Origin of the sequence: Deinococcus seoulensis (genome assembly GCF_014648115.1) — a bacterium.
Lineage (GTDB): Bacteria > Deinococcota > Deinococci > Deinococcales > Deinococcaceae > Deinococcus > Deinococcus seoulensis.
Map to the genome: position 1 here is coordinate 57,826 of NZ_BMQM01000021.1, position 22,472 is coordinate 80,297.

The following is a 22,472-nucleotide window of genomic DNA, read 5'->3' on the forward strand; positions in this document are numbered from 1 at the left end:
GCATTCCGATGCTCCTCGCTTTACGATGCCCCTACCACCAGCATCGCCAAGCGAGGTCACCGCGCGTGACCCCGGAAGGAGCCCCATGGACGCCCAGCAGCTCAAAGGCCACCTCGACCTCCTCCTCCTCGCCACCCTCGAAACAGGCCCCCGCTACGGCGGCCAGATCATCGCCGACGTCCAGGCCGCCACCGACGGCCACTTCGCCCTGCGCGAAGGCACCCTCTACCCCGCCCTGCACCGCCTCGAAAAACAGCGCTTCATCCGCGGCGAATTCCAGACCCTCCCACGCGGCGGCAGCCCCGTCAAGGTCTACACCCTCACCCCCACCGGAACAGCCGAACTGAAAGCCCAGCGCGAAAAATACGAACGCTTCACCCGCGCCGTCCGCGGCGTCATCGGCGGCCCCGCATGAACCGCGACCAGTTCATCCGCCACGCCACACGCGGCCTGTGGGGCACGAAAAAACGCGACGCCGCCCTGGAACTGCGCGGCGCCATCGAGGACAAGATCTACCGCCACCAGCTCTGCGGCCTGAGTGAGCTGGAGGCAGAACGGGCCGCGCTGCGCGACCTGGGTAACCCCCACGCCATCGCCCGCGACCTCAGCGGCGTCCACACCGCACCCGCCGCCATCCGGGCGACCCTGCTGCTGGGTGTGGCCGGGCTGCTGAGCTTGCAGGCCGTGGCGCAGGTCCCGGCGGTCGGGTCGGCGTTCCGGACGCAGGATCTTCAGGAGTGCCGTGTGCTCAGTCCGGAGGAGGTCGCCAGTCTGCCCCCCGGGGCGCTGGCGCGCATCCAGCGCGTGTATGCCCAGTACGGAGGGCCAGAAGGCCTGAACGCTCAGTGCAAGAAGGGAGCTTTTCTCTTCCCACTTCTGAACGTCACGGATCTGCTGGCCGCCATGACCGCTGCGAAGGTGCCCGTATACGCCGATCCCTTGACGACCAGTGCGCTCGTCCTCAAGGGAAGCCCGACGGGCAATCCGCAAATCTCCTACATGACGGAGCTGGTCAATGGTCAGCGGTACGTGCCCAGCCGCGTGCTGATGGGGTTCGTCCGGTCCGTGACGGACCAGTCGTTTACCCTGACGGGCCTGACCAACCCGGTGTTGACCATCGGCGCGGCCCGCATTCCTGTCGGCACCGCGCAGGCTCCGGTGCGCACGGTGGACATCCTGGGTGCAGGGCTGGCCGACGCGCGCCGGACAGACACGTCGCTGCCACTGCCCGTGAATGTGATGCCCATTGACTCGACGTTCGCGTTCGATCCCGCCGCCCCTCAACTGGCTGTGCCAGGTCAGGACGGCGAGGTATTCGCCGTGGTGCAGAACATCCGGCAGCTCAATCAGAAGGCCTTCAACGGTGGCGATGAATCGGAGACGTTGTGGGTCCGGGCGCGGCAGGACGGCCGCATCGCGTTCACGGACGAGGTGAATCTGAACGTGCGACTGGTGAACTCGCAGGCGGAACTCGATCAGGCGACCGCGCAGGGTGTGAAGGCGGCGGTGGTGTACCGCGTGAACACGGCGAACCTCCAGCGTCCGGTGCTGACCGTCGTTCCGGCGGCGCAGGTGCGGATGGTGCAGCCCTGATCGGCTTCCTGATTCGTTGAGGGGGCGTGGGCGGCAGCTCACGCCCCCCTTGCCAGCACCTGCTGTTACAGCTGTGGGACGTGTTCGGCGAGGTCGCCGAGCAGGTCGCGGGCGGTCAGGTCGATGCGGACGGGCGTGACGCTGATCAGTCCGGCTTCGACGGCGCCGTAGTCGGTGGCCTCGTCGTGGGCGTCGGGGGCGGTGCTGGTGCCGGATACCCAGTGGTATTCGCGCCCTTCGGGGTCGTGGCGGGTGACGAGGCGGTCTTCCCAGCGGTGCTCGCCGACGCGGGTGACGCGCACGCCGGTGGGTGTGTGGGCGGGGAAGTTCACGTTCAGCAGGGTGCGGGGGGGCAGGCCGCGCGTCAGGACGGTCTGGGCGAGGCGGGCGGCGTACGCGGCGCCGGGTGCGAAGTCGTACTCTCCGGCGGGTGTGGCGCGCTGGCTGAAGGCGATGGCGGGAATGCCGAGGCTCATGCCCTCGATGGCGGCGGCGACGGTGCCGCTGTGGGTCAGGTCGTCCCCGAGGTTCGGGCCGAGGTTGATGCCGCTGACCACGAGGTCCGGCTGGCCGGTCAGGTGCACGCCCAGCACGACGCAGTCGGCGGGCGTGCCGTCCACGCGGTACGCGGGAATGTCGCCGAAACCGGCGCTGGCGGTGTGCTTGAAGCGCAGGGGGCGGCGGATGGTGATGCCGTGCCCGACGGCGCTCTGTTCGACGTCGGGGGCGCTGACGATCACGTCCGCGAAGGTGCTCATGGCCTGGGCCAGGGCCTTGATGCCGGGGCTGAAGATGCCGTCGTCGTTCGCGACGAGGATCCGGGGGCGGGGGGTGGTCATGGGGGCAGCGTAGCGCGCCGCCTGTCATGACCGCACCTGCGGGTCGCGCGGGCTGGCGCGGGCACGTGGGTGAGGGGCAGCTCCGCCTGTCACGGAGCCGCCCCTCACGGTTCGGCCGGGGTTACTTGCCCTGCTGCGCGAGTTTCAGGTAGTAGGCGCTGCTCTTGTCGGTCGGGTCGAGGGTCACGGCCTGCGTGTATGCCTCGGCGGCGCCCGCGTAGTTCTTCGCTTCGTAGCGGGTGCGGCCCAACCACGCCCAGGCTTTGGCGTAGCGGGGGTTCTGTTGCGTGGCGGCCAGGAATCCGGCCTCGGCGGCCGTTTTGTCACCGGCGGTGTACTTCTGGTACGCGGCGCGGTAGGTCTGCACGGCGTTCAGGCCGTACTGCTGCGCTTCGGTGGCCAGCGCGAGGTTGAATTTGTCGGCGGCGGTGGGGCTGGGCAGGGCGTTCAGGGCCGTGTAGGCGTCCAGGGCGGCCTGGGTGTTCCCGAGTTCCAGGGCGAGGCGGCCCGCTTCGCGTTGCGCTTCGGTGAAGTTGGGGGCGCTGCGGGCGGCTTCCTGGAATCCGGCGAGGGCCTGCGTTTTGCGTCCGGCTTCGCGGTCGCCGTAGGCGCGGCTGAAGGCGCGGGTGGCGGCGGGGCCGTAACGTCCGGCGCTCTGCGCGAGTCCCTGGAAGTACGTCAGGGTCTTGTCGGCGGGGTTCAGGGTGACGGCGCGGGCGTAGAGGGTCTGCGCCTGGGTGTAGTTCCCGGCTTCCAGGGCGGTGCGGGCGGCCCAGGTGGCGCAGGGGACGCTGTTCGGGTCGAGTTGCAGGCAGGCGGCGAAGAAGGTGGCGGCCTGGTCGGGCATGTTGCGGGTGTACGCCGAGTACCCGAGGTTGTACTGCACGGTGGCGGCCATCTGCGATTCGGGCGTTCCGGCGGCGGGGGCGGCGCGGAAGTACGCGGCCCAGGCGCTTTCGGCCTGTTTCCAGAAGCCGACTTCGGTGTAGATCTGCGCGCGGAGTTTCAGGTAGTCAGGGTTGCCGGGCGCGGCGCTGACGGCGGTTTCGGCGGCGGCGGCGGCCTGTTTCCAGAGGGTCTGGTCGATGTTGGCGCTGCCTGCGGGGTAGGCGCTGCGGGCCTTGAGGATCAGGTCGCGGGCCTCGGCGGCGGCCTGCGCGGCGCTCTGGGTCTGCGTGAGCAGGCTGGTGGGTGCGGGCGTGGGTGCGGTCTGGGCGGGTTCGGTCTGGGCGCTGGCGTGGCCCAGCAGGGCGGCGGTCAGGGTCAGGATCAGGGTGGGGCGGGTGGGGGTCATGGTTCTCCTTGGGGCGGCGTGCGCCGGGTGAACGGGAAGGAACGGGCTCTCAACTGACTGACGGTCATTGTAACCACGCTTACCTGACCGGCGGGAGTGAAGTTGCGTGAGGGGCCGTTCATGCTCATGCCACCCGCCATGCCCGGCGCGTCCCCGCAGGGACCGGAGAGACTGGACTGGGATCAGCGGCAGGGTCGCGGGGGCGCCTGTCTGGTAAAACAGAGCATTGTGACGCACCTCGATTCTCCCCGCGTGTACCCGCTACGCCTGTACGGCGACCCGGTGCTGCGCCGTAAAGCCAAGCCCCTGCAGGCCACCGACACCCTGACCGTGCCGGGCTTCGATCCGCAGACGGTGCGGCAGGTGGCCGACACCATGCTCGAAACGATGTTCGAGGCGCGCGGCGTCGGACTGGCCGCCCCGCAGATCGGGCTGCCCGTGCGGATGTTCGTGGCGGTCGAGTACGAGGACGACGAGGAAGAGAACGAGGGCGGCGACGACAACCTGCGCTCGCGGGTGCTGCGTGACTTCGTGATGCTCAACCCGGTCCTGAAGGTCATCAACAAGAAAAAGGACCGCTCGTACCAGGAGGGGTGCCTCAGCATTCCCGGCATCTACGAGGAGGGCGTGCCGCGCGCCCGCGCCGTGCAGGTGTCCTACACCGATCTGGACGGCGCCGCGCGCGTGATCGAGGCGGACGATTACCTCGCGCGGGTGTTCCAGCACGAGGCCGATCACCTGGACGGCGTGATGTTCCTGGACCGCCTGCCGGCCGAGGTCACCGAGGACTACCGCAAGGAACTGCTGGCCATCCAGCAGAAATCCCGCGCGCTGCTGAACGACCTGGCCGCGCACGAGCAGCGCCGCCGCGCCGAGCGCGCATGATACGGGTTCCGTTTGTTTCGTTAACAGATCGGAACACCACCGATCTGCCCACTCCACGTCCGGAACCCGCCCTGCTCCCACTCGCATCCGCTCGGACCCAACGGTCTTTGCAGCCCATTCAATCGGAGTCCGTATGAGTGCCCGCCCGCCGCGCGTGGCGTTCTTCGGGTCGCCCGCCTTCGCCCTGCCGGTGCTGGAAGCGATCCGCGAGCGCTTCGAGGTGGTGCTGGTCGTGGCGCAGCCGGACAAACCGGTGGGGCGCGGCCTGAAGCTCACGCCGCCGCCCGTCGCGGCCCGCGCCGCCGAACTGGGCCTGCCGCTCGCGCAACCCACGAAGCTGCGCCGCAACCCGGACTTCGAGGCGACCCTGCGCGACTCCGGCGCGGACGTGGCCGTCACCTGCGCGTACGGCAAGATCCTGCCCGCCAGCGTGCTGGAGGTTCCCCGGTACGGGTTCCTGAACACGCACACCAGCCTGCTGCCCGCCTACCGGGGGGCCGCGCCGATCCAGTGGGCGCTGATCCGGGGGGAGGCGGTGACCGGCACGACGATCATGCAGACCGACGAGGGCATGGACACCGGCCCGGTGCTGTTACAGGAGCCGCTGCCCATCGCGCCCGAGTGGACGGCCCATGAACTCGCAGACGCCCTGAGCGCCCAGGCTTCGCGGCTGATCGTGCAGGCGCTGTCCGACCTGGACGGCCTCTCGCCCACCCCGCAGGACGAGGCGCAGGCCACGCACGCCCCCATGCTCACCAAGGAGGACGGCTTCGTCCGCTGGACCGACACGGCCGCGCAGATCGTGAACCGCTCCCGTGGCGTGGCCGCGTGGCCGCAGACGACCGCCTTCCTGAACGGCGCCCGCCTGAAACTCGCGGGCCTCAGCGTCACGACGGGCAGCAGCCAGCCCGGCGAGGTTCTGCGCGTCACCGAGAGCGGCCTGACCGTCGCCGCGCAGGCGGGTGCCGTGCTGATCCGCACCGTGCAACCCGAGGCCCGCAAGGCCCAGCCCGCCCACACCTGGGCGCAGGCCGCCGGAATCACGCCCGGCACCCGCCTCGACCTGTGGGAACCCACCGACCCCTGACCCCGTAAGGGACAGCGTGAAGCTCACCTTTCCCCTGACGCTGGAATTCAAGTTCAGCCTGTTCACCGAACTGCGCGTCACGGACGCGAGCGGCGCCCTCGTCGCACTCGTCAAGGAAAAGACCTTCAGCGTCCGCGACGAGGTCCGCGTGTACAGCGACGAGACCCGCCGGGTGCAGACGCACGCCATGAAAGCCCAGGGATTCATGGCCGGAGCGCTCGACTGGAAAGCCCGGCGCCTGATCAGCCGCGCGGACGGCAGTCCCGTCGGCGCGCTCCAGGCGCAGGGCCTGCGGACCCTGTGGGGTGCGAGTTACGACCTGCTCGGCCCGGAACAGGAGGCCCGCTTCACCATCCGCGACGACCAGCCCTGGCTGAGCGTCGTCGAGGGCGCCATCGGAGTCATCCCGTTCATCGGGGATCTGATCGCCATGGGCTTCGATTACCTCGTGAACCCCACCTACACCGTCACCGACGCGGGCGGGCAACCCGCGTACCGCGTGCACAAGAAACGCAGTTTCCTCTCGCGCCGCTTCACCGTCGAGGAACTCCAGCCCCGGTCCGGTCAGGACGACGAACTGGTCCTGCTGGGCCTGATTCAACTCGTGCTGCGCGAACGCGAACGCGGGTAAGCATGAGCGTTCATCACGGCCAGCCGGTGTCCATGCGCTCGGGGGCCGCGCCGAACGCGGGGAACAGATCGGCCAGCACGCGGTAGCCCTCCGGGGCACGACCGCCGGGTTCCTGAAGGCGCACTTCCCAGGTCTCGTCCTGAAAACCGCTCAGGCGGCGCACAGTCACGCGGCCCGTTTCCAGGCGGCGCAGGTACTCCCGCAGGAAGGTGTCCAGATCGGGGGCCAGCACGAACCGGTGCTCCTCGTCGCGGCCGGTTGTGATGACCTGCCCTAGCCGCCCAGCCGGGCCGGGATGCAGGTCCAGCGCCACGTGGTTCCCGCCCCCGTCGTGCAGGAACGGCAGCCAGTCGCCCGTGGCGTACAGCAGGCGGATCGCGCCGGGCGGGTGCGACACGATGTCCTCGTCCAGGTCGGTCATGCGATCGGCGGCAATTTCCGCCCACGACACCCGGTTGAATTCCAGATGCTCCAGCCTCTGGAACTCCAGGCCGAACAGGTCGCCCCCGTCATGCCAGCGGTACAGGGCGCGCATGGCCGGGGGGAGCGTCACGCCCTGCCGCGCCTCGAAGGCGTCCAGCGCGGCGTCCGTCACGCCGGGGCGCAGCGTCGCGTGGTCCAGGGGTACCTCGCGCGCCACCCAGGCGTCCAGGCGGGTCAGCAGTTCGGGAATGTCACGGGGTTCAGGCAGGGTCACAGGGGTCACGCGGCGTACCTCCAATGGCGGTGGGCGGCCCGCCCACACGCCCGTCGTGGCGTACAGGAGCGCCGGGACGATCAGCAGGGGCAGCAGCCAGCGCCACATGCCCCCAGCGTGACACGGGGGCCCGGGGCATGCCGCCTCACCTCAGCCTTTCCAGGCGGGCACCCCATCCCCGTATTGCGCGTGGGCGTCGCAGCGTGACTTCAGGACGCACGCGCCGCATTTCGGGTCGTACCACGAGCACACGCGCTGGCCGTGACGCAGCAGGTTCACGTGCAGTTCGTACAGGAACGCCGGGTCGGGCGGCAGGAGCTTGAGGAGCGCGCGGTGCGCGGCCTGTTCGCCCATCTTCGGGATGGCCCCCACGCGGGTCGTGACGCGGTGAACGTGCGTGTCCACCGGGAAGACCGGCCGGGCGTAGTTGAACAGCAGCACGAGGCTGGCGGTCTTGATGCCCACGCCGGGCAGGTCGGTCAGCACCTTCAGGGCGTCCTTCACGGGCAGGTCGCGCAGGTGCTCCAGGTCGTACCCGCCGGGCGAGTCGCGCAGCGCGGCCAGGGTCGCCTGGATGCGCGGGGCCTTGCTCTCGGGGTAGTTGCTGCGCCGGATGGCGTGCGCCACGGCCTCCACAGGCGCGGCGATGATGGCGTCCCAGTCACCCAGCGTGCGCAGCTCCCGGTACGCGGCTTCCTCGTCGGCGTGCGTGGTGCGCTGCGAGAGGATGGTGCTGATCAGCTCGTGCAGCGGCTCCCGCCGGGGGTTCAGGGGCCGCTCGCCGTACTCGGGCCGCAGGGTGCCGTGCATCCAGACGAGCAACGCGGCCCGCTCGGCATCCGGGCGGGCCACGTTCAGGGTCGTTTCAGCCGTCACGGCCTCAGGACTGATTGGGGGTGCTGCTGCCTTCCACCTCGTCCCGGCCACCTTCGGCGGGTTCGGGTTTCGCGGCCGGGTCCACGTTGGGCGCCTTGCCGTGCGCGGCGTCCGGGATGGGCTGGCTCTGCCCTTCGGCGGGGGACTGGTTGGCGGGGTCGTAGCCGGTCTTCTGCTCGTCGCTCATGCCTTCAGCTTGCGCGCGTGGCGGCGCGGTTGGATGGCGCGCACATCAGGACGCCTTAACGCAGCCCCGCCCACCGGTACCGGAAACAAAAAATCCGCCCTGCGGGGCGGCTGTGGTGGTGTACCTTGATTTCTTCAATGTAGCGCGGAATGCACGGGGTGTCAATCCTATGCGGGGACTCCGAAAAGCGCCCTCCAGCACAGCTTTTTCCAGGCAGGCGCGGGGAAGGGTCATGCAGTCGGGGGAGAGGCCCGCACACGCCGGTCCTCTCCCCCACCCGCAGCCGGGTTCAGCTGTGCGTCATGTCGAGCGGCACGACCCACTCGTCGAACTCGGCGTCCGTGACGTAGCCCAGGCTCAGGGCGGCGGCCTTCAGGCTGCTGCCTTCCTTGTGGGCCTTCTTGGCGATCGCGGCGGCCCTGTCATACCCGATGTGCTTGTTCAGCGCCGTGACCTGCATCAGGTTGATGCTGAGGTTGTGCTCGATCTTCTCGTAGGCGGGCTCGATGCCGACCGCGCAGTTGTCGTTGAACGCGAGGCAGGCGTCACTGATCAGGCGGATGCTCTCCAGCACGGCGTGCACCATGACGGGCTTGAACACGTTCAGCTGGAAGTTCCCCTGGCTGCCCGCAAACGCCACGGTGGCGTCGTTGCCGAACACGCGCGTGGCGACCATGGTCATTGCCTCGGACTGGGTGGGGTTCACCTTGCCGGGCATGATGGAGCTGCCGGGCTCGTTCTCGGGAATGACGATCTCGCCGATGCCGTTGCGGGGGCCGCTGGCCAGCCAGCGCACGTCGTTCGCCATCTTCATCAGCGCGCCCGCCAGGGTCCGCAGCGCCGCCGACGTCTGCACCAGCGCGTCATGCGCGCTCAGGGCCGCGAACTTGTTCTCGGCGCTGCGGAACGCGAAACCGGTCTCCTCGCTGTACTTCTGCGCGGCCAGATCCCCGAACTGCGGGTGCGCGTTCAGGCCGGTGCCCACCGCCGTCCCGCCGATCGCCAGTTCCAGCAGACCCTCGCCCGCGTGCCGCACCTGCTCAAGCGCGTAATCCAGCTGCGCGACCCACCCGCCGATCTCCTGCCCCAGCGTGATCGGCGTGGCGTCCTGAAGGTGCGTGCGGCCCACCTTCACCAGCCCCGCATGCTCCTGCGCCTTGGCGTGCAGCGTGTCACGCAACTTACCCACGCTGCCGTACAGCCGCTCGTTCAGTTCCAGCACCACCGCGATGTGCATGGCCGTCGGGAAGGTGTCGTTGCTGCTCTGGCCCCGGTTCACGTGATCGTTCGGGTGCACCGGCTTCTTGCTGCCCATCTCGCCGCCCGCGATCTCGATCGCGCGGTTACTGATCACCTCGTTCGCGTTCATGTTGCTCTGCGTGCCCGACCCCGTCTGGAACACCACCAGCGGGAAGTGCTCGTCCAGCGTCCCGGCGATCACCTCGTCCGCCGCCTGCACGATCAGGTCTGCCACGTCACGCGGCAACTCGCCCAGGTCCGCGTTCGCCTGCGCCGCGCCCTTCTTCAGGATGCCCAGCGCCCGGATCACCGGACGGCCCCACACGAACGTATCCCGCCCGATCGGGAAGTTATGGATGCTGCGCTCCGTCTGCGCGCCCCAGTAACGGCTGGCGTCCACATCCAGGGTACCCATGGTGTCCGACTCTTTACGAATGTTGGTCATAGCACCTGAGTCTAAAGGCCCAGCCGCGACAGGAGGCCTGTCACGCACCGGGGAACGGGACACCCGGCACGCACCACAACTCTGCACACACCTGACCGGCCGCCCAGGTACGCTTGTTCAGTCCGCCCGTACTTTCCCCCTACGCGCCCAGGCCCACACACCCAGGAGGAACCCATGAACGCCCGCATCATCCTCAGCACCCTGCTCCTCACCCTGCCGCTCACGCCCACCGCCCACGCGCAGACCGACACCGCCGCCAGGAAAGCCATCCAGACCCAGCTGAAGACAAGCACCACCTTCTACCTCGGCAAAGGCTACAAGACCATCAATGCCGACATGCTCGACATCAACTTCCTCGACGAGGGCGACAGCGACACCGAACTCGTGTACACCCTGACCAGCGGCCGCGAGTACCTGATCTACGGCGTCTGCGACGAGGACTGCAGCGACCTCGACATCAACGTCTACGACGCCAAGGGCAACCTGATCGCCACCGACGAGGAAGAAGACGACGTTCCCGCCGTCAGCGTGAAAGTCACCAAGACAGCCGACTACACCGTCGAAGTCGTCATGGCCGCCTGCGACAACGACCCCTGCTACTACGCCGTCGACGTCCTCCAGAAGAAATAAACCGGACAGCTGGCAGCGGCACTCCTTTTGAACCGGAGTGCCGCTCTACACTGCGCTTGATGAAGCAGTATCTCGATCTGATGCGGCATGTGCTGGAGCACGGCACCGTGAAAACCGACCGGACCGGCACCGGCACGCGCTCGGTGTTCGGCGCGCAGATGCGTTTCGACCTGCGTGACGGCTTTCCGCTCGTCACCACCAAGCGGGTGCACCTGAAAAGCGTGATCTACGAACTCCTGTGGTTCCTGCGCGGCGAGAGCAACGTCAGGTGGCTCCAGGAGCGCGGCGTGAGCATCTGGGACGAGTGGGCCGCCCCGGACGGCGAACTTGGCCCGGTGTACGGCGTGCAGTGGCGCAGCTGGCCCACCCCGGACGGCGGCAGCATCGACCAGATCACGCAGGTGATCGAGCAGATCAAACGCACCCCGGACAGCCGCCGCCTGATCGTGAACGCCTGGAACGTGGCGCAGATTGACGACATGGCCCTGCCGCCCTGCCACGCGATGTTCCAGTTCTACGTGGCGGACGGGCGCCTGAGTTGTCAGCTTTATCAAAGATCAGCGGATTTTTTCATCGGCGTTCCGTTCAATATCGCGTCCTACGCGCTGCTGACCATGATGGTCGCGCAGGTCTGCGGCCTGGAACCCGGCGAGTTCATCTGGACGGGTGGGGACGTGCACCTGTACAGCAACCACCTGGAGCAGGTGGAGCGGCAACTGGCGCGGGAGCCACGTCCACTGCCGGTCATGCATCTGAACCCTGAAGTCAAGGACATCTTCGAGTTCAGGTACGAGGACTTCCGCCTGGAAGGCTACGACCCGCACCCCGGCATCAAGGCCCCGGTGGCCGTGTGAGCCGCCCGACCTTTGACGAGTTGGGGCTGGCGACGGCGCGGTTGTGGGCGTCGCGGAGTGCGGACAGCAAGGTGCGGGTGGGGGCGTGCATTCTGGACCGGCATCACCGGGTGGTGGGGGTGGGGTACAACGGGCGCGCGGCGGGCGAGCCGAACGAGCGCGAGAGCCTGTCTCAGGGGCACAGTGGGTTCATTCACGCGGAGGTGAACGCGCTGCTGGCCGCGAACTGGAACGGGGAGGGGCATACGCTGTACGTGACGCATGAGCCGTGCGCGGCGTGTGCGCGGCTGATCGTGAATTCGCGGCGGGTGGGGCGCGTGATGTTCGAGTCGGCGTACCGGGAGACGAACCGCGTGGAGTCGGGTCTGCCGAGCGGGGAGCAGATCCTGCGGGACGCGGGGATCGAGGTGGTGCATGTCCCCGGTGCCTGAGCAGGTGGGGCCGGAACTGGTCGGCCCTGAACTGGTGGGGATCGTGGCGGTCACGGAGAACGGCGTGATCGGGCGGGACGGGGGAATGCCGTGGCACCTGCCGGCGGATCTGGCGCATTTCCGCTCGCTCAGTCGCGGGAAGCCGAACGTGATGGGCCGGAAGGTGTGGGATTCGCTGGGCGGGCGGCCGCTGCCGGGGCGGGAGAACATCGTCCTGACCCGAAATGCGGCGTTCAGCGCGCCGGGCGCGCGGGTGGCGCATTCCCCGCAGGAGGCGCTGTCTCTCGCCGGGGACGTGCCGGAGGTGGCGATCATCGGCGGGGCGGAGGTGTACGCGCTGTTCCTGCCGCAGCTGACGCGGGTGGAACTCACGTTGATTCACGCGCGGCTGGACGGGGACACGTTCATGCCGGACCTGGGGAGCGGGTGGGTGGTGACGCAGGAGCGGTCGCGCGCCGCGGATGACGCGAACCCGTTCGACCTGACGTTCCGCACGCTGGTGCGTGCCCGGTCAGGCTGAGCGTGCGGAACGTCCGCCGCGCTGTCCGCGTGTCGCGGGGCGGCCCTGTATGCTGCGGCCATGAGTCACATGCAACTGGTGCAGGAGCAGCGCGGTAACGGCCTGACGCTCCGCGTGCACGCCCTGACGCACGTCACGCGGTTCTCGCAGGGCAGTGACGGCCTGAACGAGACGCGCGACATGGACGGCCGTTTCACCGTCGAGGCCGAACTGCACGGCAGCGGCGTGCTGATCGAGCCGGGCGCGTTCCAGTACTCGGTGGGGCAGGTGCAGGCAGCCGTGGAGCAGCAGCAGCAGGGCGGGTTCCTGCGGCGCGCCATGGCGACGGCCGGGACGGGCGAGAGTGCCTTCGCCACGCGCTTCACCGGGCAGGGGAAGGTCTGGACGGAACCCACGCGGCGGCACTTCATCATCGCGGAATCCACCGGGGACGCCGGGGACGACATGATCCTGGACGACAGGGCCTTCTACCTCGCGCAGGACACCATGCAGCTCGGCGTGCACACGCACACCTCGGTGTCGGGGGCACTGTCCGGGAACGGGCTGCGGCAACCGAAGCTGACCGGGCGGGGCATCTTCGTGGTCGAGTCGCCGGTGCCGGTCTCGGAGGTCGAGGTGATCGAACTGAATGGGAGCGACTCGGTGATCGTGGACGGCGACATGATCCTGATGTACTCCGCGTCCCTGCGGGTGGAACTGCGCCCGCTGGTGCGCGGCATCCGGAACGCCATGCGCAGCGGTGAGGGGCTGGTGTTCGTGATCAGCGGGAAGGGGACCGTGTTCCTGACGCCCACGCACCGGAACGTGTCGGTCGCGCACACCGGCCTGACCTGAACGCAGCCTGACCTGCGGGCGGCGCTCACCGTGCCTGTCCCGCAGTCCGCGCCCGCCGGGGCTGGCAGAATGCCGGGCATGAGTCTGGTTGATGTTGCCATTGTCGGGGCGGGTCCGGTGGGTCTGGCCGCCGCCATCGCCTGCAAACGCGCGGGCCTGAGTTACGTGGTGCTGGAGAAGGGCTGCGTCGTGAACGCCATCTTCGAGTACCCGACGTACATGTCGTTCTTCACGACCGCGCCGGAACTGGAGATCGGGAATCACCCGATGGTGACCGGGCATGACAAACCCGACCGCCGCGACGCGCTGATGTACTACCGGCTGGTCACGCAGCGGGAGGCGCTGAACGTCGAGCAGTACACCGAGGTCACGCGCGTGCATGCCGCCCCGGCGGGCTTCACGCTGGCCGTCGAGAAACGCGACGGGACGCCCGGTGTCGTGGAGGCGCGGCGCGTGGTGGTCGCCACCGGGTACTACGACAACCCCCTGGCGCTGGGCATTCCCGGCGAGGACGGCGACAACGTCAGCCACTACTACACCGAGGCGCACCCGTTCATGGGTCTGAACGTCACGGTGATCGGTGCGGGCAACAGTGCCGCCGACGCCGCGCTGGACCTGTGGCGCGGCGGGGCGAACGTGACCATGGTCGTCCGCGCGCCCGAACTGAAGAAGACCATCAAGTACTGGGTGCGTCCGGACCTGGAGAACCGCATCCGGGAGGGCAGCATCACGGCGCACTTCAACTCGCAGGTCGTGCAGATAGCCGAAGATCACGTGAAGGTGCGCGGCGAGGACGGCAGCGTGCGGGACCTGCCGACGCACTTCACGTTCGCCCTGACCGGGTACCGTCCGGACCTGTCGTTCCTGGCGGACCTGAACCTCGCGGAGCAGTCCGACGAATGCCTGGTGCTCAGCGAGGCGTACGAGAGCAGCACGCCGGGCCTGTTCGTGGTGGGCAGTGCGGGCTTCGCCGGGAAGACCAACCAGGTGTTCATCGAGAACGGCCGTCACCACGCGCTGGCCGCCGTGGCCGAGATCGAGCGGCAGCTCTCGCAGCGGGACCTGCAACCCTCCTGATCCCGGTCGAGGGGCGCCGCTCTCCCCTGCCCCGCTGCGGGCGCGGCGCGCTCATGGTGTGCTGCTCATGGTGGGCGGACCGGCCCGTGAAATACTGCCGGGCATGACCCCGTCGTCCCGTCGGACCTGGTTCCTGAGCGCCCTGCTGCTGAGTTCGTCCGGAGGCTGGGCGCAGACCGCCCCTGACCCGGCGCCACCCGCGCAGACCCTGCCGGGCATCCCGGCGTTGCCGCCCGCACCTCAACCTCCTGCCCAGCCGCCAGTTCAGCCGCCGGTGCCGGAACCCGGGACTCCGGCGCCCGCACCGGTGACGCCGGAACCCGTGACGCCCGCCCCGGTGGTCCCGGCACCGGCTGAGCCAGTTCCGGCGCCGCCTGCCCAGCCCGCGCCTGTCCAGCCTGTTCCGGCCCCCGCGCCGACCGTTCCGGCACCCAGCGTGACCGAACCGGCACCGGCAGTCAGTACGGCCCCGCTGCTGATCAACGTGGAGGCCCGCTGGCCCGCGCTGGTGAACGGCAAGAAGACCACCGTGCCGTTCACGCGGACCCTGACCATTCCCGGCAAGCGGGCCGCGATCCTGCGGCGTCAGGGCGTCATCACGCAGAGCCTGGAGGCCGACCTGCTGGCCTTCGTTCGCGGCCTGCCCACCACACCGCAGGACGCGCGGTTCGAGGAACTGTGGGACGGCTGGGCGGTCGTGCAGCGCAACGGCCTTCAGGTGAACCTGGAGAAAACCCGCGCGAACCTGCTGGCGACCCTGAAGGACCCGCGCGGCGTGAAGGTGAACGTGGTCCTGGGCAGCCAGAGCGCCCCGAAACGCACGCTGGATTACTTCCTGTCGCGCGGAATCACGGCGCACCTGGGCACCGGCGAGACGAACTACTACGGCAGCAGCGCCGCCCGCGTGAAGAACATCCACGTGGGCGCCAGCCGCTTCCAGGACCGGCTGCTGGACGGCAAGGTCGTGTCATTCAACCAGATGGTCGGGCCGATCAGCCTGAGTACGGGCTTCGTGACCGGGCTGGTCATCGCGGGCGAACGCACGGCGGACGGCGTGGGCGGCGGCATCTGTCAGGTGAGCACCACGGTGTTCCGCGCGCTGTACGGCGCGGGTCTGCCGATCACGCAGCGGCAGAATCACTCGTATCAGGTGCATTACTACGATCCGCAGGGCCTGGACGCCACCATCTACCAGCCCAGCCTGGACCTGAAGTTCGCCAACGATACCGGCGGCGCGTTGTGGTTCCAGACCGAGTGGGACGATCAGGAGTCCCGCCTGAGCGTCAGCGTGTTCGGGAAGGCGCGGGACTTCACGGTGCAGATCGGCACGCCGAAAACCCTGAGCAGCACACCCGCACCGGCCGATCGCCTGATCCCGGACGCCAGCGTGCCGGCCGGGCAGCGCAGGCAGGTGGACTGGGCCGCGCCGGGCGCCGTGATCGAGGTGCAGCGCTCGTTCCTGCGTGACGGGAAGGTGTTCAGGCAGGACACCCTGAAAAGCACGTACCGGCCCTGGCCGAACATCTTCCTCGTGGGCCGCTGACCGCCAGCGGGAAGGGGCCGCGCCATCCGTGCGCGGCCCCTTCCCCGTTCATCCCCGTGCCTATTCCTCGGCGGCGTATCCGAGGAGGTTCAGCAGGCGGTCGAGTTCCTCGCGGGACCCGAAGTTCAGTTCCACGCGCCCCTTATCGTCGCCCGTGATGCGCACGCGGGTGCCGGTGCGGCGGCTCAGGTCCAGTTCCAGTTGCCGGTAAGCGCGCGGCGGGTTCACCTTGACGGGCGCGTCGGCGCGGCGTTCGCGTTTCAGGGCCTCGGCGTCCCGGACGCTCAGGCTGCGGCTGGTGATCTGATCGAGCGCCCAGGCGCGGTCCGTGTCGGGTTGCGAGAGGATCGCGCGGGCGTGCCCGGCGCTGATCTGACCGGCGTCCAGGGCGCGCAGCGCGGCGTCAGGCAGGCTCAGCAGGCGCAGGGCGTTCGACACGGCGCTGCGGCTCTTGCCGACGGCCTGCGCCACGCCTTCCTGGTTCAGGCCCTGTTCCATCAGGGTCTGGTACGCGCGGGCCTCTTCCAGTGGCCCCAGGTCCTCGCGTTGCAGGTTCTCGACGATGGCGATTTCCAGCGCCTCGCGGTCCCCGAGGTCGCGGATGATGACGGGCACCTCGGTCAGTCCGGCCAGCTGACTGGCGCGCCAGCGGCGTTCCCCGGCGACGATCTCGAAGTGCTCGGCGCGCGGGCGGACCAGCAGGGGTTGCAGCACGCCCTTGTCGCGGATGCTCTGCGCGAGTTCAGCGAGTGCCTCGGGCGCGAACACCTGCCGGGGCTGGTAGGCGGCCTGCACGATCTGACTGATCTTCAGGGTCTGCACCTGCGGGCCACCCGCGTCGGGTTGCGGTTCGGCGGGGCGGGCCAGCAGCGCGTCCAGGCCGCGTCCCAGGCTAGATTTTTTCGACACGCTGCATCACCTCCTCGCTCAGGCGTTTGTAGGCGGCGGCCCCGGCGGACAGCGGCGCGAAGGCGTTGATGGGTTTGGCGTAACTGGGCGCTTCCGAGAGGCGCACGTTGCGCGGCACGACCGACCAGAACACCAGTTCCCCGAAGTGCTGCCGGACCATGCTCTCGACTTCCTGCGAGAGGTTCGTGCGGCCGTCGAACATGGTCAGCACGACGCCCAGCACCTTCAGGCGGGGGTTCAGGCCGCCCTGCACGCGCTCGACGGTTTCCATCATGCCGGCCAGACCTTCCAGCGCGTAGTACTCGGCCTGCAACGGGATCAGCAGGGCGTCCGAGGCAGCCAGCACGTTCACGGTCAGCGGTCCCAGGCTGGGCGGCGCGTCGATCAGGACCACGTCGTAGCCGCTGACGCTGGCGAGCAGGCGGCTCAGGGCGTCCGGGTCCTCGGCGAGTTCCACTCCGGCCCCGGCCAGGTCGGGCGTGGCGGGCAGGACCCGCAGGCCCGCCTGGGCGGTATCCAGCGTGAATTCCCCGGCGCGGGCCGGTTCGCCCAGCGCCTCGTACAGGCCCTGGGCAGCGCCGCGCAGGCCCAGGCCGCTGGTGGCGTTGCCCTGCGGGTCCATGTCCAGCAGCAGCACGCGCTTGCCCCCGGCGGCGAGGTACGCGGCGAGGTTCACGGCGGTGGTGGTCTTGCCGACCCCGCCTTTCTGGTTGACCACGCCGAGGACCTTCATGTGCCCGCCTGGGTGGGGGCGCGGGTGCCCGCGTGGGTTGGGTTGCCTGGAAGTCGCATTCGTGTCACCGTGCCGACCAGAATAGCGGTTGCTGGTTGGGCACACCTTCACGCCTGGGGTACTTCGCGGGCGTGGGGCCGGTCTTCTCGATGACGACCAGGGTGCGGGCGTCGCCCAGCACGGGCAACGTGAAGGCGTCCACGACCGTCACGCGGCCACCCACTTCGGCGGCGGCCTGCCGACCGGCCTGCAACTCGGCCTCGCTGATCGGGCCTTTCTGCGCGACCAGTCGCCCGCCTGGCTTCAGCAGAGGCAGGCCCAGTTCGGCCAGGATGGGCAGGGCCGCCACGGCGCGGCACACCACGCGGTCGTAGCCCTCGCGGTGGTCGGGGTCGCGGCCCAGGGTCTCGGCGCGGCCCACCTGCGCCGTCACGTTGGTCAGGCCCAGCGAGGCGGCGGCAGCACGCACGAAGTCGATCTTCTTGCGGATGGAGTCCAGCGGCGTGAAGGTCGTGTCCGGCGCCATGATCGCCAGCGGCAGCGCCGGGAAGCCCGCGCCGGTCCCCAGGTCGATGACCCTCTCGGCCCCGTCGAGGTGACCGCCGCGCAGGCAGCTGAGGGAATCCACGAAGTGCTTCAGGACGATGTCCGGTTCGGTCTTCAGGGCCGTCAGGTTCACGCGGGTGTTCGCCGCGACCAGCAGGTCCAGCAGCGCGGCGAAGGCCGGGACCTGGGTGTCCACGTTCAGGCCCAGTTCGGCGGCACCCTGGCGCAGCAGCGCCTCGCCTTCGGGGGTCATCTGGCCTCCGGTAGGACAGGCGCGTTCGCCTGTTCCACCCGAGCGGATGCGAGCAGGGAAAGAGCGGGCGCCGGGCGTGGAGACCATCCCGCAGCGCAGTTCTGCGGGATGGCTGTAACAGACGGGGCTCGCTTCACAGCTTGTACCTGAGTTTCATTTCCTGGTACCTCTCGTATACGTATTCATCGGTGTCCTCCAGCGGCAGGGCGTCCAGCATGGGCAGCAGCGTGTCGCGCAGCACCTGCCCGCGTGCCATCCACTGAAAATACCGCCTGCCGCCGTGGTCATACGGCCCGTACAGTTTCGAGCCGGGCACCAGTTCCAGCAGGCGTTCGAACAGCCGCTGGTGGCGGGTGTGCATGCGCAGCGTGATCTGCGGCTGCTTGCCGTCCCCGCCGAACGAACCCTCGCCGATCAGGATGCCCAGCAGCAGGCCCTGCTGAAAGTCGCTGAGCGGCGCAGGAGCGGTGGGCGGGTGGATGGAATGTGTGTCTGTGATGGCAACCTCCGGCCGGGCGTGCCCATGTGTGGCAGAACAGCCCTGTTTCACCGTCAAGTTTCCCGTGAAACATCCGGAACGTCAAGCAGCAGCGTGAGGGCGGGGCGCACCTTTTGATGCGCCCCGCAACCCTCTCTGCATGAACCGAACTTGTTTCACCGTCAGGTTTCCCGTGAAACACCCAGCCCTTTCAGGTGAACCAGCAGCGCACTGATGTCGGCGTGGCGCACCCCGGAAATGCGGCTGGCCTGTTCCACCGTCTGCGGTTGCAGGCGCGTCAGCTTCTCGCGGGCCTCGTTCGACAGCGAGGCGATCGCCGTGAAATCCACGCCGCCCAGGCTCAGATCACGCGAACGGTCCTCGGCCCGCAGCTGAATCTCGGCGCGGCGGATGTACCCGGCGTACTTCACGCGGATCTCGACCGCCTCACGCTCGGCGGCCGAGAGGTCCGGCAGGGTCACGCCCAGCGCCTCCACGTCCGGCAGCGTGAACTCCGGGCGGCGCAGCCACGCGTCCCCGGTCTGCCCCTGCGCCCGCTGGGCGGCCAGCGCGTCGATCCCGGCCTGCACGCGGGCGTACTTCGCCTCCACGCGCGCGACCTCGGCGGCGTCCACCAGTCCCAGCGCGTGTCCGATGGGCGTCATGCGCTCGTCGGCGTTGTCCTGCCGGACCAGCAGGCGGTGCTCCACGCGGCTGGTCATCATCCGGTACGGCTCGTTGCTGCCCTTGAACACCAGTTCGTCCAGCAGCACCCCGATGTACCCGGTCTCGCGGCCGATGAACTGTTCAGCCTCTCCCCCGGCGCGGCGGGCGGCGGCCGTCCCGGCGATCAGGCCCTGCGCGGCCGCTTCCTCGTAGCCGCTGGTGCCGTTGATCTGCCCGGCCGTGAACACGCCCGGCATCAGTTTCGATTCCAGGTTCAGGGTCAGTTCCAGGGAATCCACCACGTCGTACTCGACCGCGTAGGCGTAGCGCTGGATCACGGCCTGCTCGAAGCCCGGCAGCGTGCGTACCAGCGCGTCCTGAAGGTGCGGCGGCAGCGAGGAGCTGAAGCCCTGCAGGTACACCTCGCTGGTCTGCACGCCGTCCGGTTCCACGAACAGCAGGTGCCGGTCGTGATGGGCGAAACGCACGACCTTGTCCTCGATGCTGGGGCAGTAGCGTGGCCCCAGGCCCTCGATATCCCCAGCGTACATGGGCGACTCGTGGATGTTCTCGTGAATCAGGCGGTGCGTCTCGGCGGTGGTGTGCGTCTGCCAGGTGGGCGACTCGGCGGCGCGCGGGCCGGGCGTACCGGTGAAGCCGCGCGGGTTGGGGTCAGCGGGGATTTCCAGCAGCTCGGAGAAGTTCACGGCGTCGGCGCGCACGCGGGGCGGCGTGCCGGTCTTGAAGCGTTTCAGGACATGCCCGGCCCGGGCCAGCGGCGCGGACAGGAAGCGCGAGGGTGGCTCGCCCTGACGGCCCTCGGCGCGGGACTGCCGCCCGTACCACGTGACGCCGCGCATGAAGGTCCCGGCCGCCACGACCACGCTGCGCGCCGCCAGCCGGCGCCCGTCGGTGGTGACGACCAGCCAGCCGCCCTGCCCGTCGCTTTCCAGGTCGGCGGCCTCGCCGCGCAGGATGTCGATGTTCGGGTGCCCGAAGATCACGTCCTGCGCCCGCTCGGCGTAGGCGTCCCGTTCATTCTGCACGCGCAGGGACTGCACGGCCGGACCCTTGCTGGCGTTCAGCACGCGGGTGTGAATGGCGGTCTCGTCGGCCAGTCGGCCCATCAGGCCGCCCATGGCCTGCAACTCGAACACCAGCTGGCTCTTGCCGGGGCCGCCCACCGCCGGGTTGCAGGGCATGCGGCCCACCGTGGCGGGGTTGCCGATCAGCAGGGCCACGCGGGAGAACTTCGCGGCGGCCCACGCCGCTTCCAGGCCCGCGTGTCCACCACCGATTACGATCACATTCCAGCCACTCATCTCAACTGGTCAGTGTACCGGGCGGCCGGGTTGGGCAGGGTGACCCGCATTCCCGAACGCCACGCGGCCCGGCGTGACCGTGTGGGCACAATGAGGCGCGTGAAGGCCCCTTAAGATGGAGCATGGACTTTGCTGAGCTGCGCGCTGACCTGATCGGTACCGACGTCCTGATTGACACGCCGTTCGGGGAGCGGCGCGTGACCTACGCCGATTACGTCGCGTCGGGCCGCGCACTGCACTCGGTCGAGCGGCGCATCGAGTCGCTGGCCCTGCCGCTGTACGCCAACACCCACACCGAGGACAGCGCCACCGGCGCGCACCTGACGCACCTGACCCATCAGGCGGCCGGGTACATCAAGGAGCAACTGGGCGCCGACCAGAGTTGCAAACTGGTGTTCTGCGGGTCCGGCAGCACGGCCGCCGTGCGCCGCATGCAGGACATCCTGGGGCTGATCGTGGGCGGCCCGCACCGGCAGACCGTGCAGGACTCGCTGCCTGCCTCGCAGCGGCCGGTGGTGTTCGTCGGGCCGTACGAGCATCACAGCAACGAGATCAGCTGGCGCGAGACGCTGGCCGAGGTCGTCGAGATTCCGCTGTGCGAGCGCGGCAACCTGGATCTGGACGCGTTGCTCAGGGCGCTGAAGGACCCCCGCTACGCCGGGCGGCCGAAGATCGGGTCGTTCAGCGCGGCCAGCAACGTGACGGGCCTGCTGACCGACACCCGCTCGGTGGCGCGGCTGCTGCACGCGAACGGGGCGTACGCGTTCTTCGATTTCGCGGCCAGCGGACCGTACGTGAAGATCGACATGAAACCCGGCCGCCCCGACGGCTACGACGCGGTGTTCCTGAGTCCGCACAAGTTCGCGGGCGGGCCGGGCACGCCGGGCCTGCTGTGCTTCCGCGAGGAGCTGTACCACCTGAGCGTGCCCAGCACGCCGGGCGGCGGCACGGTGCGTTTCGTGAACCGCACGGCGCAGCTGTACGTGGAGGACATCGAGGCCCGCGAGGACGCCGGGACGCCTGCCATCCTGGGCAAGTTGCGCGCCGCCCTGGCCTTCCGGGTGAAGGAGGAACTGGGCACCGAGGCCCTGACCGCCCGTGAGCACGAACTGTACGGGCGTGCCCTGAGCCGCATCCGTCAGAATCCGCGTCTGCGGCTGCTGGGGAACCTGGACGCCCCCCGGCTGGCGTTCCTGTCGTTCCTGACCTTCACCTCGGCGGGCACGCAGCTGCACCCCCGGCTGGTCGTGCGGCTGCTGAACGACCTGTTCGGCATTCAGGCTCGTGGCGGCTGCGCCTGCGCCGGGCCGTACGGGCACGCGCTGCTGGACATCAACGATCAGCGCAGCGAGCAGTTCATGCAGTGCGCCGTGAATCACCTGGACGGCGTGAAGCCCGGCTGGACCCGCCTGAACCTCGCGCCGTGGGCGACCGACGAGGAGGTCGGGTTCCTGCTCGACGCCATGGAGTTCGTGGCCGAGTACGGCGAGCGCTTCGTGGCGCTGTACGACTTCGACTGGACCAGCGGCGCCTGGACGCACCCGGCGGACCGCGCGCCGATGGACCTGTTCGGGGACGCCCGCCCGAAACGGCAGGGTGGCCCGGTGCCGTTCGCGGAGTACCTGGAGCGGGCACACGCGCTGGCGCAGGCACTGGCCCCGGCAGGGGAGGGGAGACCCGTCCCGGCGGGCGTGCCCGAGGGACTGGTGTTCTTCGCGCATTGATGGCCTGATACGGATTCCGTTTATTTCGTTAACAGATCGGAACACCACCGATCTGTTAACTCCACGTCCGGAACCCGCTTCGACTCCTACTCGCTCCGCTCGGATTGAACGGCTTTAGAGCATTTGTCATAATAAGGCTATGAAACGAGTCGGCGCACGCGGATACGGGCTAGACCTGA

General features: G+C 69.1%; 24 protein-coding genes. 13 read left to right on the top strand and 11 right to left on the bottom strand.

Translation table 11 applies throughout. The features are described from left to right. The first annotated feature begins 85 nt into the window (after nt 1-85). Both IEY70_RS14375 and IEY70_RS14380 read left to right on the top strand, forming a co-directional pair. A complete protein-coding gene (locus tag IEY70_RS14375; RefSeq protein WP_189065720.1) occupies nt 86-415 on the top strand; it encodes a PadR family transcriptional regulator in 330 nt (109 codons plus the stop codon). Further along, entirely contained in the window at nt 412-1,593 is a 1,182-nt protein-coding gene (locus tag IEY70_RS14380) for a permease prefix domain 1-containing protein (protein ID WP_189065721.1), read from the top strand. The genes IEY70_RS14375 and IEY70_RS14380 overlap by 4 nt, the downstream gene beginning before the upstream one ends. 65 nt (nt 1,594-1,658) lie before the next feature. Here the strand turns inward: IEY70_RS14380 and surE are convergent, their stop codons facing one another. Together surE and IEY70_RS14390 are read right to left on the bottom strand one after the other, a co-directional pair. Continuing rightward, a complete protein-coding gene (gene surE, locus IEY70_RS14385; RefSeq protein WP_189065722.1) occupies nt 1,659-2,432 on the bottom strand; it encodes a 5'/3'-nucleotidase SurE in 774 nt (257 codons plus the stop codon). A 121-nt stretch (nt 2,433-2,553) separates the two neighbouring features. Then, the gene (locus IEY70_RS14390) at nt 2,554-3,726 is read right to left on the bottom strand and encodes a tetratricopeptide repeat protein (RefSeq protein ID WP_189065723.1); all 1,173 of its coding nucleotides are present in this window, start codon (nt 3,724-3,726) and stop codon (nt 2,554-2,556) included. A gap of 228 nt (nt 3,727-3,954) precedes the next feature. On the opposite strand from IEY70_RS14390, the gene def reads away from it, so the two are divergent. The 3 genes from def (at nt 3,955) to IEY70_RS14405 (ending at nt 6,329) form a co-directional block, all read left to right on the top strand. Continuing rightward, nucleotides 3,955-4,611 (top strand): peptide deformylase, encoded by a 657-nt coding sequence (def, locus tag IEY70_RS14395; RefSeq protein WP_229777951.1) that lies wholly within the window; start codon nt 3,955-3,957, stop codon nt 4,609-4,611. A gap of 133 nt (nt 4,612-4,744) precedes the next feature. Beyond that, nucleotides 4,745-5,698: a methionyl-tRNA formyltransferase gene (gene fmt, locus IEY70_RS14400; RefSeq protein ID WP_189065724.1), complete on the top strand. Its 954-nt coding sequence runs from the start codon at nt 4,745-4,747 to the stop codon at nt 5,696-5,698. A 16-nt stretch (nt 5,699-5,714) separates the two neighbouring features. After that, a complete protein-coding gene (locus IEY70_RS14405) occupies nt 5,715-6,329 on the top strand; it encodes an LURP-one-related/scramblase family protein (RefSeq protein WP_189065725.1) in 615 nt (204 codons plus the stop codon). Between the two features lie 13 nt (nt 6,330-6,342). Here the strand turns inward: IEY70_RS14405 and IEY70_RS14410 are convergent, their stop codons facing one another. From IEY70_RS14410 to fumC, 4 genes are all read right to left on the bottom strand, one after another. Continuing rightward, nucleotides 6,343-7,134 carry an SMI1/KNR4 family protein gene (locus IEY70_RS14410; RefSeq protein WP_189065726.1) on the bottom strand — a complete coding sequence of 264 codons (792 nt, stop codon included), beginning with the start codon at nt 7,132-7,134 and terminating at the stop codon, nt 6,343-6,345. A 42-nt stretch (nt 7,135-7,176) separates the two neighbouring features. After that, nucleotides 7,177-7,836 (bottom strand): monofunctional DNA glycosylase, encoded by a 660-nt coding sequence (locus tag IEY70_RS14415; protein WP_189065747.1) that lies wholly within the window; start codon nt 7,834-7,836, stop codon nt 7,177-7,179. Nucleotides 7,837-7,906: 70 nt separating this feature from the next. After that, nucleotides 7,907-8,089 carry a hypothetical protein gene (locus tag IEY70_RS14420; RefSeq protein WP_189065727.1) on the bottom strand — a complete coding sequence of 61 codons (183 nt, stop codon included), beginning with the start codon at nt 8,087-8,089 and terminating at the stop codon, nt 7,907-7,909. 289 nt (nt 8,090-8,378) lie between these two features. Further along, nucleotides 8,379-9,773, bottom strand: coding sequence for a class II fumarate hydratase (gene fumC, locus IEY70_RS14425; RefSeq protein WP_189065728.1), 1,395 nt, complete (start codon nt 9,771-9,773; stop codon nt 8,379-8,381). Nucleotides 9,774-9,947: 174 nt separating this feature from the next. On the opposite strand from fumC, the gene IEY70_RS14430 reads away from it, so the two are divergent. From IEY70_RS14430 to IEY70_RS14460, 7 genes are all read left to right on the top strand, one after another. Continuing rightward, nucleotides 9,948-10,403, top strand: coding sequence for a hypothetical protein (locus IEY70_RS14430; RefSeq protein ID WP_189065729.1), 456 nt, complete (start codon nt 9,948-9,950; stop codon nt 10,401-10,403). A 59-nt stretch (nt 10,404-10,462) separates the two neighbouring features. Beyond that, complete coding sequence (locus IEY70_RS14435; protein ID WP_189065730.1) at nt 10,463-11,257, top strand: thymidylate synthase; 795 nt, start codon at nt 10,463-10,465, stop codon at nt 11,255-11,257. After that, complete coding sequence (locus IEY70_RS14440; RefSeq protein ID WP_189065731.1) at nt 11,254-11,688, top strand: deaminase; 435 nt, start codon at nt 11,254-11,256, stop codon at nt 11,686-11,688. The genes IEY70_RS14435 and IEY70_RS14440 overlap by 4 nt, the downstream gene beginning before the upstream one ends. Continuing rightward, nucleotides 11,672-12,208, top strand: coding sequence for a dihydrofolate reductase (locus IEY70_RS14445; RefSeq protein WP_189065732.1), 537 nt, complete (start codon nt 11,672-11,674; stop codon nt 12,206-12,208). Before IEY70_RS14440 ends, IEY70_RS14445 begins: the two co-directional genes overlap by 17 nt. A gap of 60 nt (nt 12,209-12,268) precedes the next feature. Then, nucleotides 12,269-13,042: an AIM24 family protein gene (locus IEY70_RS14450; protein ID WP_229777954.1), complete on the top strand. Its 774-nt coding sequence runs from the start codon at nt 12,269-12,271 to the stop codon at nt 13,040-13,042. 78 nt (nt 13,043-13,120) lie between these two features. Further along, nucleotides 13,121-14,119, top strand: coding sequence for a YpdA family putative bacillithiol disulfide reductase (locus IEY70_RS14455; RefSeq protein WP_189065733.1), 999 nt, complete (start codon nt 13,121-13,123; stop codon nt 14,117-14,119). A gap of 103 nt (nt 14,120-14,222) precedes the next feature. After that, on the top strand, nt 14,223-15,662 hold the full coding sequence (locus IEY70_RS14460; protein WP_189065734.1) for a VanW family protein: 1,440 nt from the start codon (nt 14,223-14,225) through the stop codon (nt 15,660-15,662). A 60-nt stretch (nt 15,663-15,722) separates the two neighbouring features. On the opposite strand, the gene IEY70_RS14465 is transcribed toward IEY70_RS14460, so the two are convergent. From IEY70_RS14465 to mnmG, 5 genes are all read right to left on the bottom strand, one after another. Next, nucleotides 15,723-16,571, bottom strand: a complete 849-nt coding sequence (locus tag IEY70_RS14465) for a ParB/RepB/Spo0J family partition protein (RefSeq protein ID WP_189065735.1) — start codon at nt 16,569-16,571, stop codon at nt 15,723-15,725. Beyond that, nucleotides 16,555-17,304, bottom strand: a complete 750-nt coding sequence (locus tag IEY70_RS14470; RefSeq protein WP_189065736.1) for a ParA family protein — start codon at nt 17,302-17,304, stop codon at nt 16,555-16,557. The genes IEY70_RS14465 and IEY70_RS14470 overlap by 17 nt, the downstream gene beginning before the upstream one ends. 64 nt (nt 17,305-17,368) lie before the next feature. Continuing rightward, nucleotides 17,369-18,103: a 16S rRNA (guanine(527)-N(7))-methyltransferase RsmG gene (rsmG, locus tag IEY70_RS14475; RefSeq protein ID WP_189065737.1), complete on the bottom strand. Its 735-nt coding sequence runs from the start codon at nt 18,101-18,103 to the stop codon at nt 17,369-17,371. A 133-nt stretch (nt 18,104-18,236) separates the two neighbouring features. Next, entirely contained in the window at nt 18,237-18,653 is a 417-nt protein-coding gene (locus IEY70_RS14480; RefSeq protein ID WP_308425525.1) for a hypothetical protein, read from the bottom strand. Between the two features lie 110 nt (nt 18,654-18,763). Then, complete coding sequence (gene mnmG, locus IEY70_RS14485; protein WP_189065738.1) at nt 18,764-20,569, bottom strand: tRNA uridine-5-carboxymethylaminomethyl(34) synthesis enzyme MnmG; 1,806 nt, start codon at nt 20,567-20,569, stop codon at nt 18,764-18,766. Between the two features lie 122 nt (nt 20,570-20,691). Here mnmG and IEY70_RS14490 point away from each other — a divergent pair, with 122 nt between their 5' ends. Continuing rightward, a complete protein-coding gene (locus IEY70_RS14490) occupies nt 20,692-22,293 on the top strand; it encodes an aminotransferase class V-fold PLP-dependent enzyme (protein ID WP_189065739.1) in 1,602 nt (533 codons plus the stop codon). Nucleotides 22,294-22,472 lie beyond the last annotated feature (179 nt).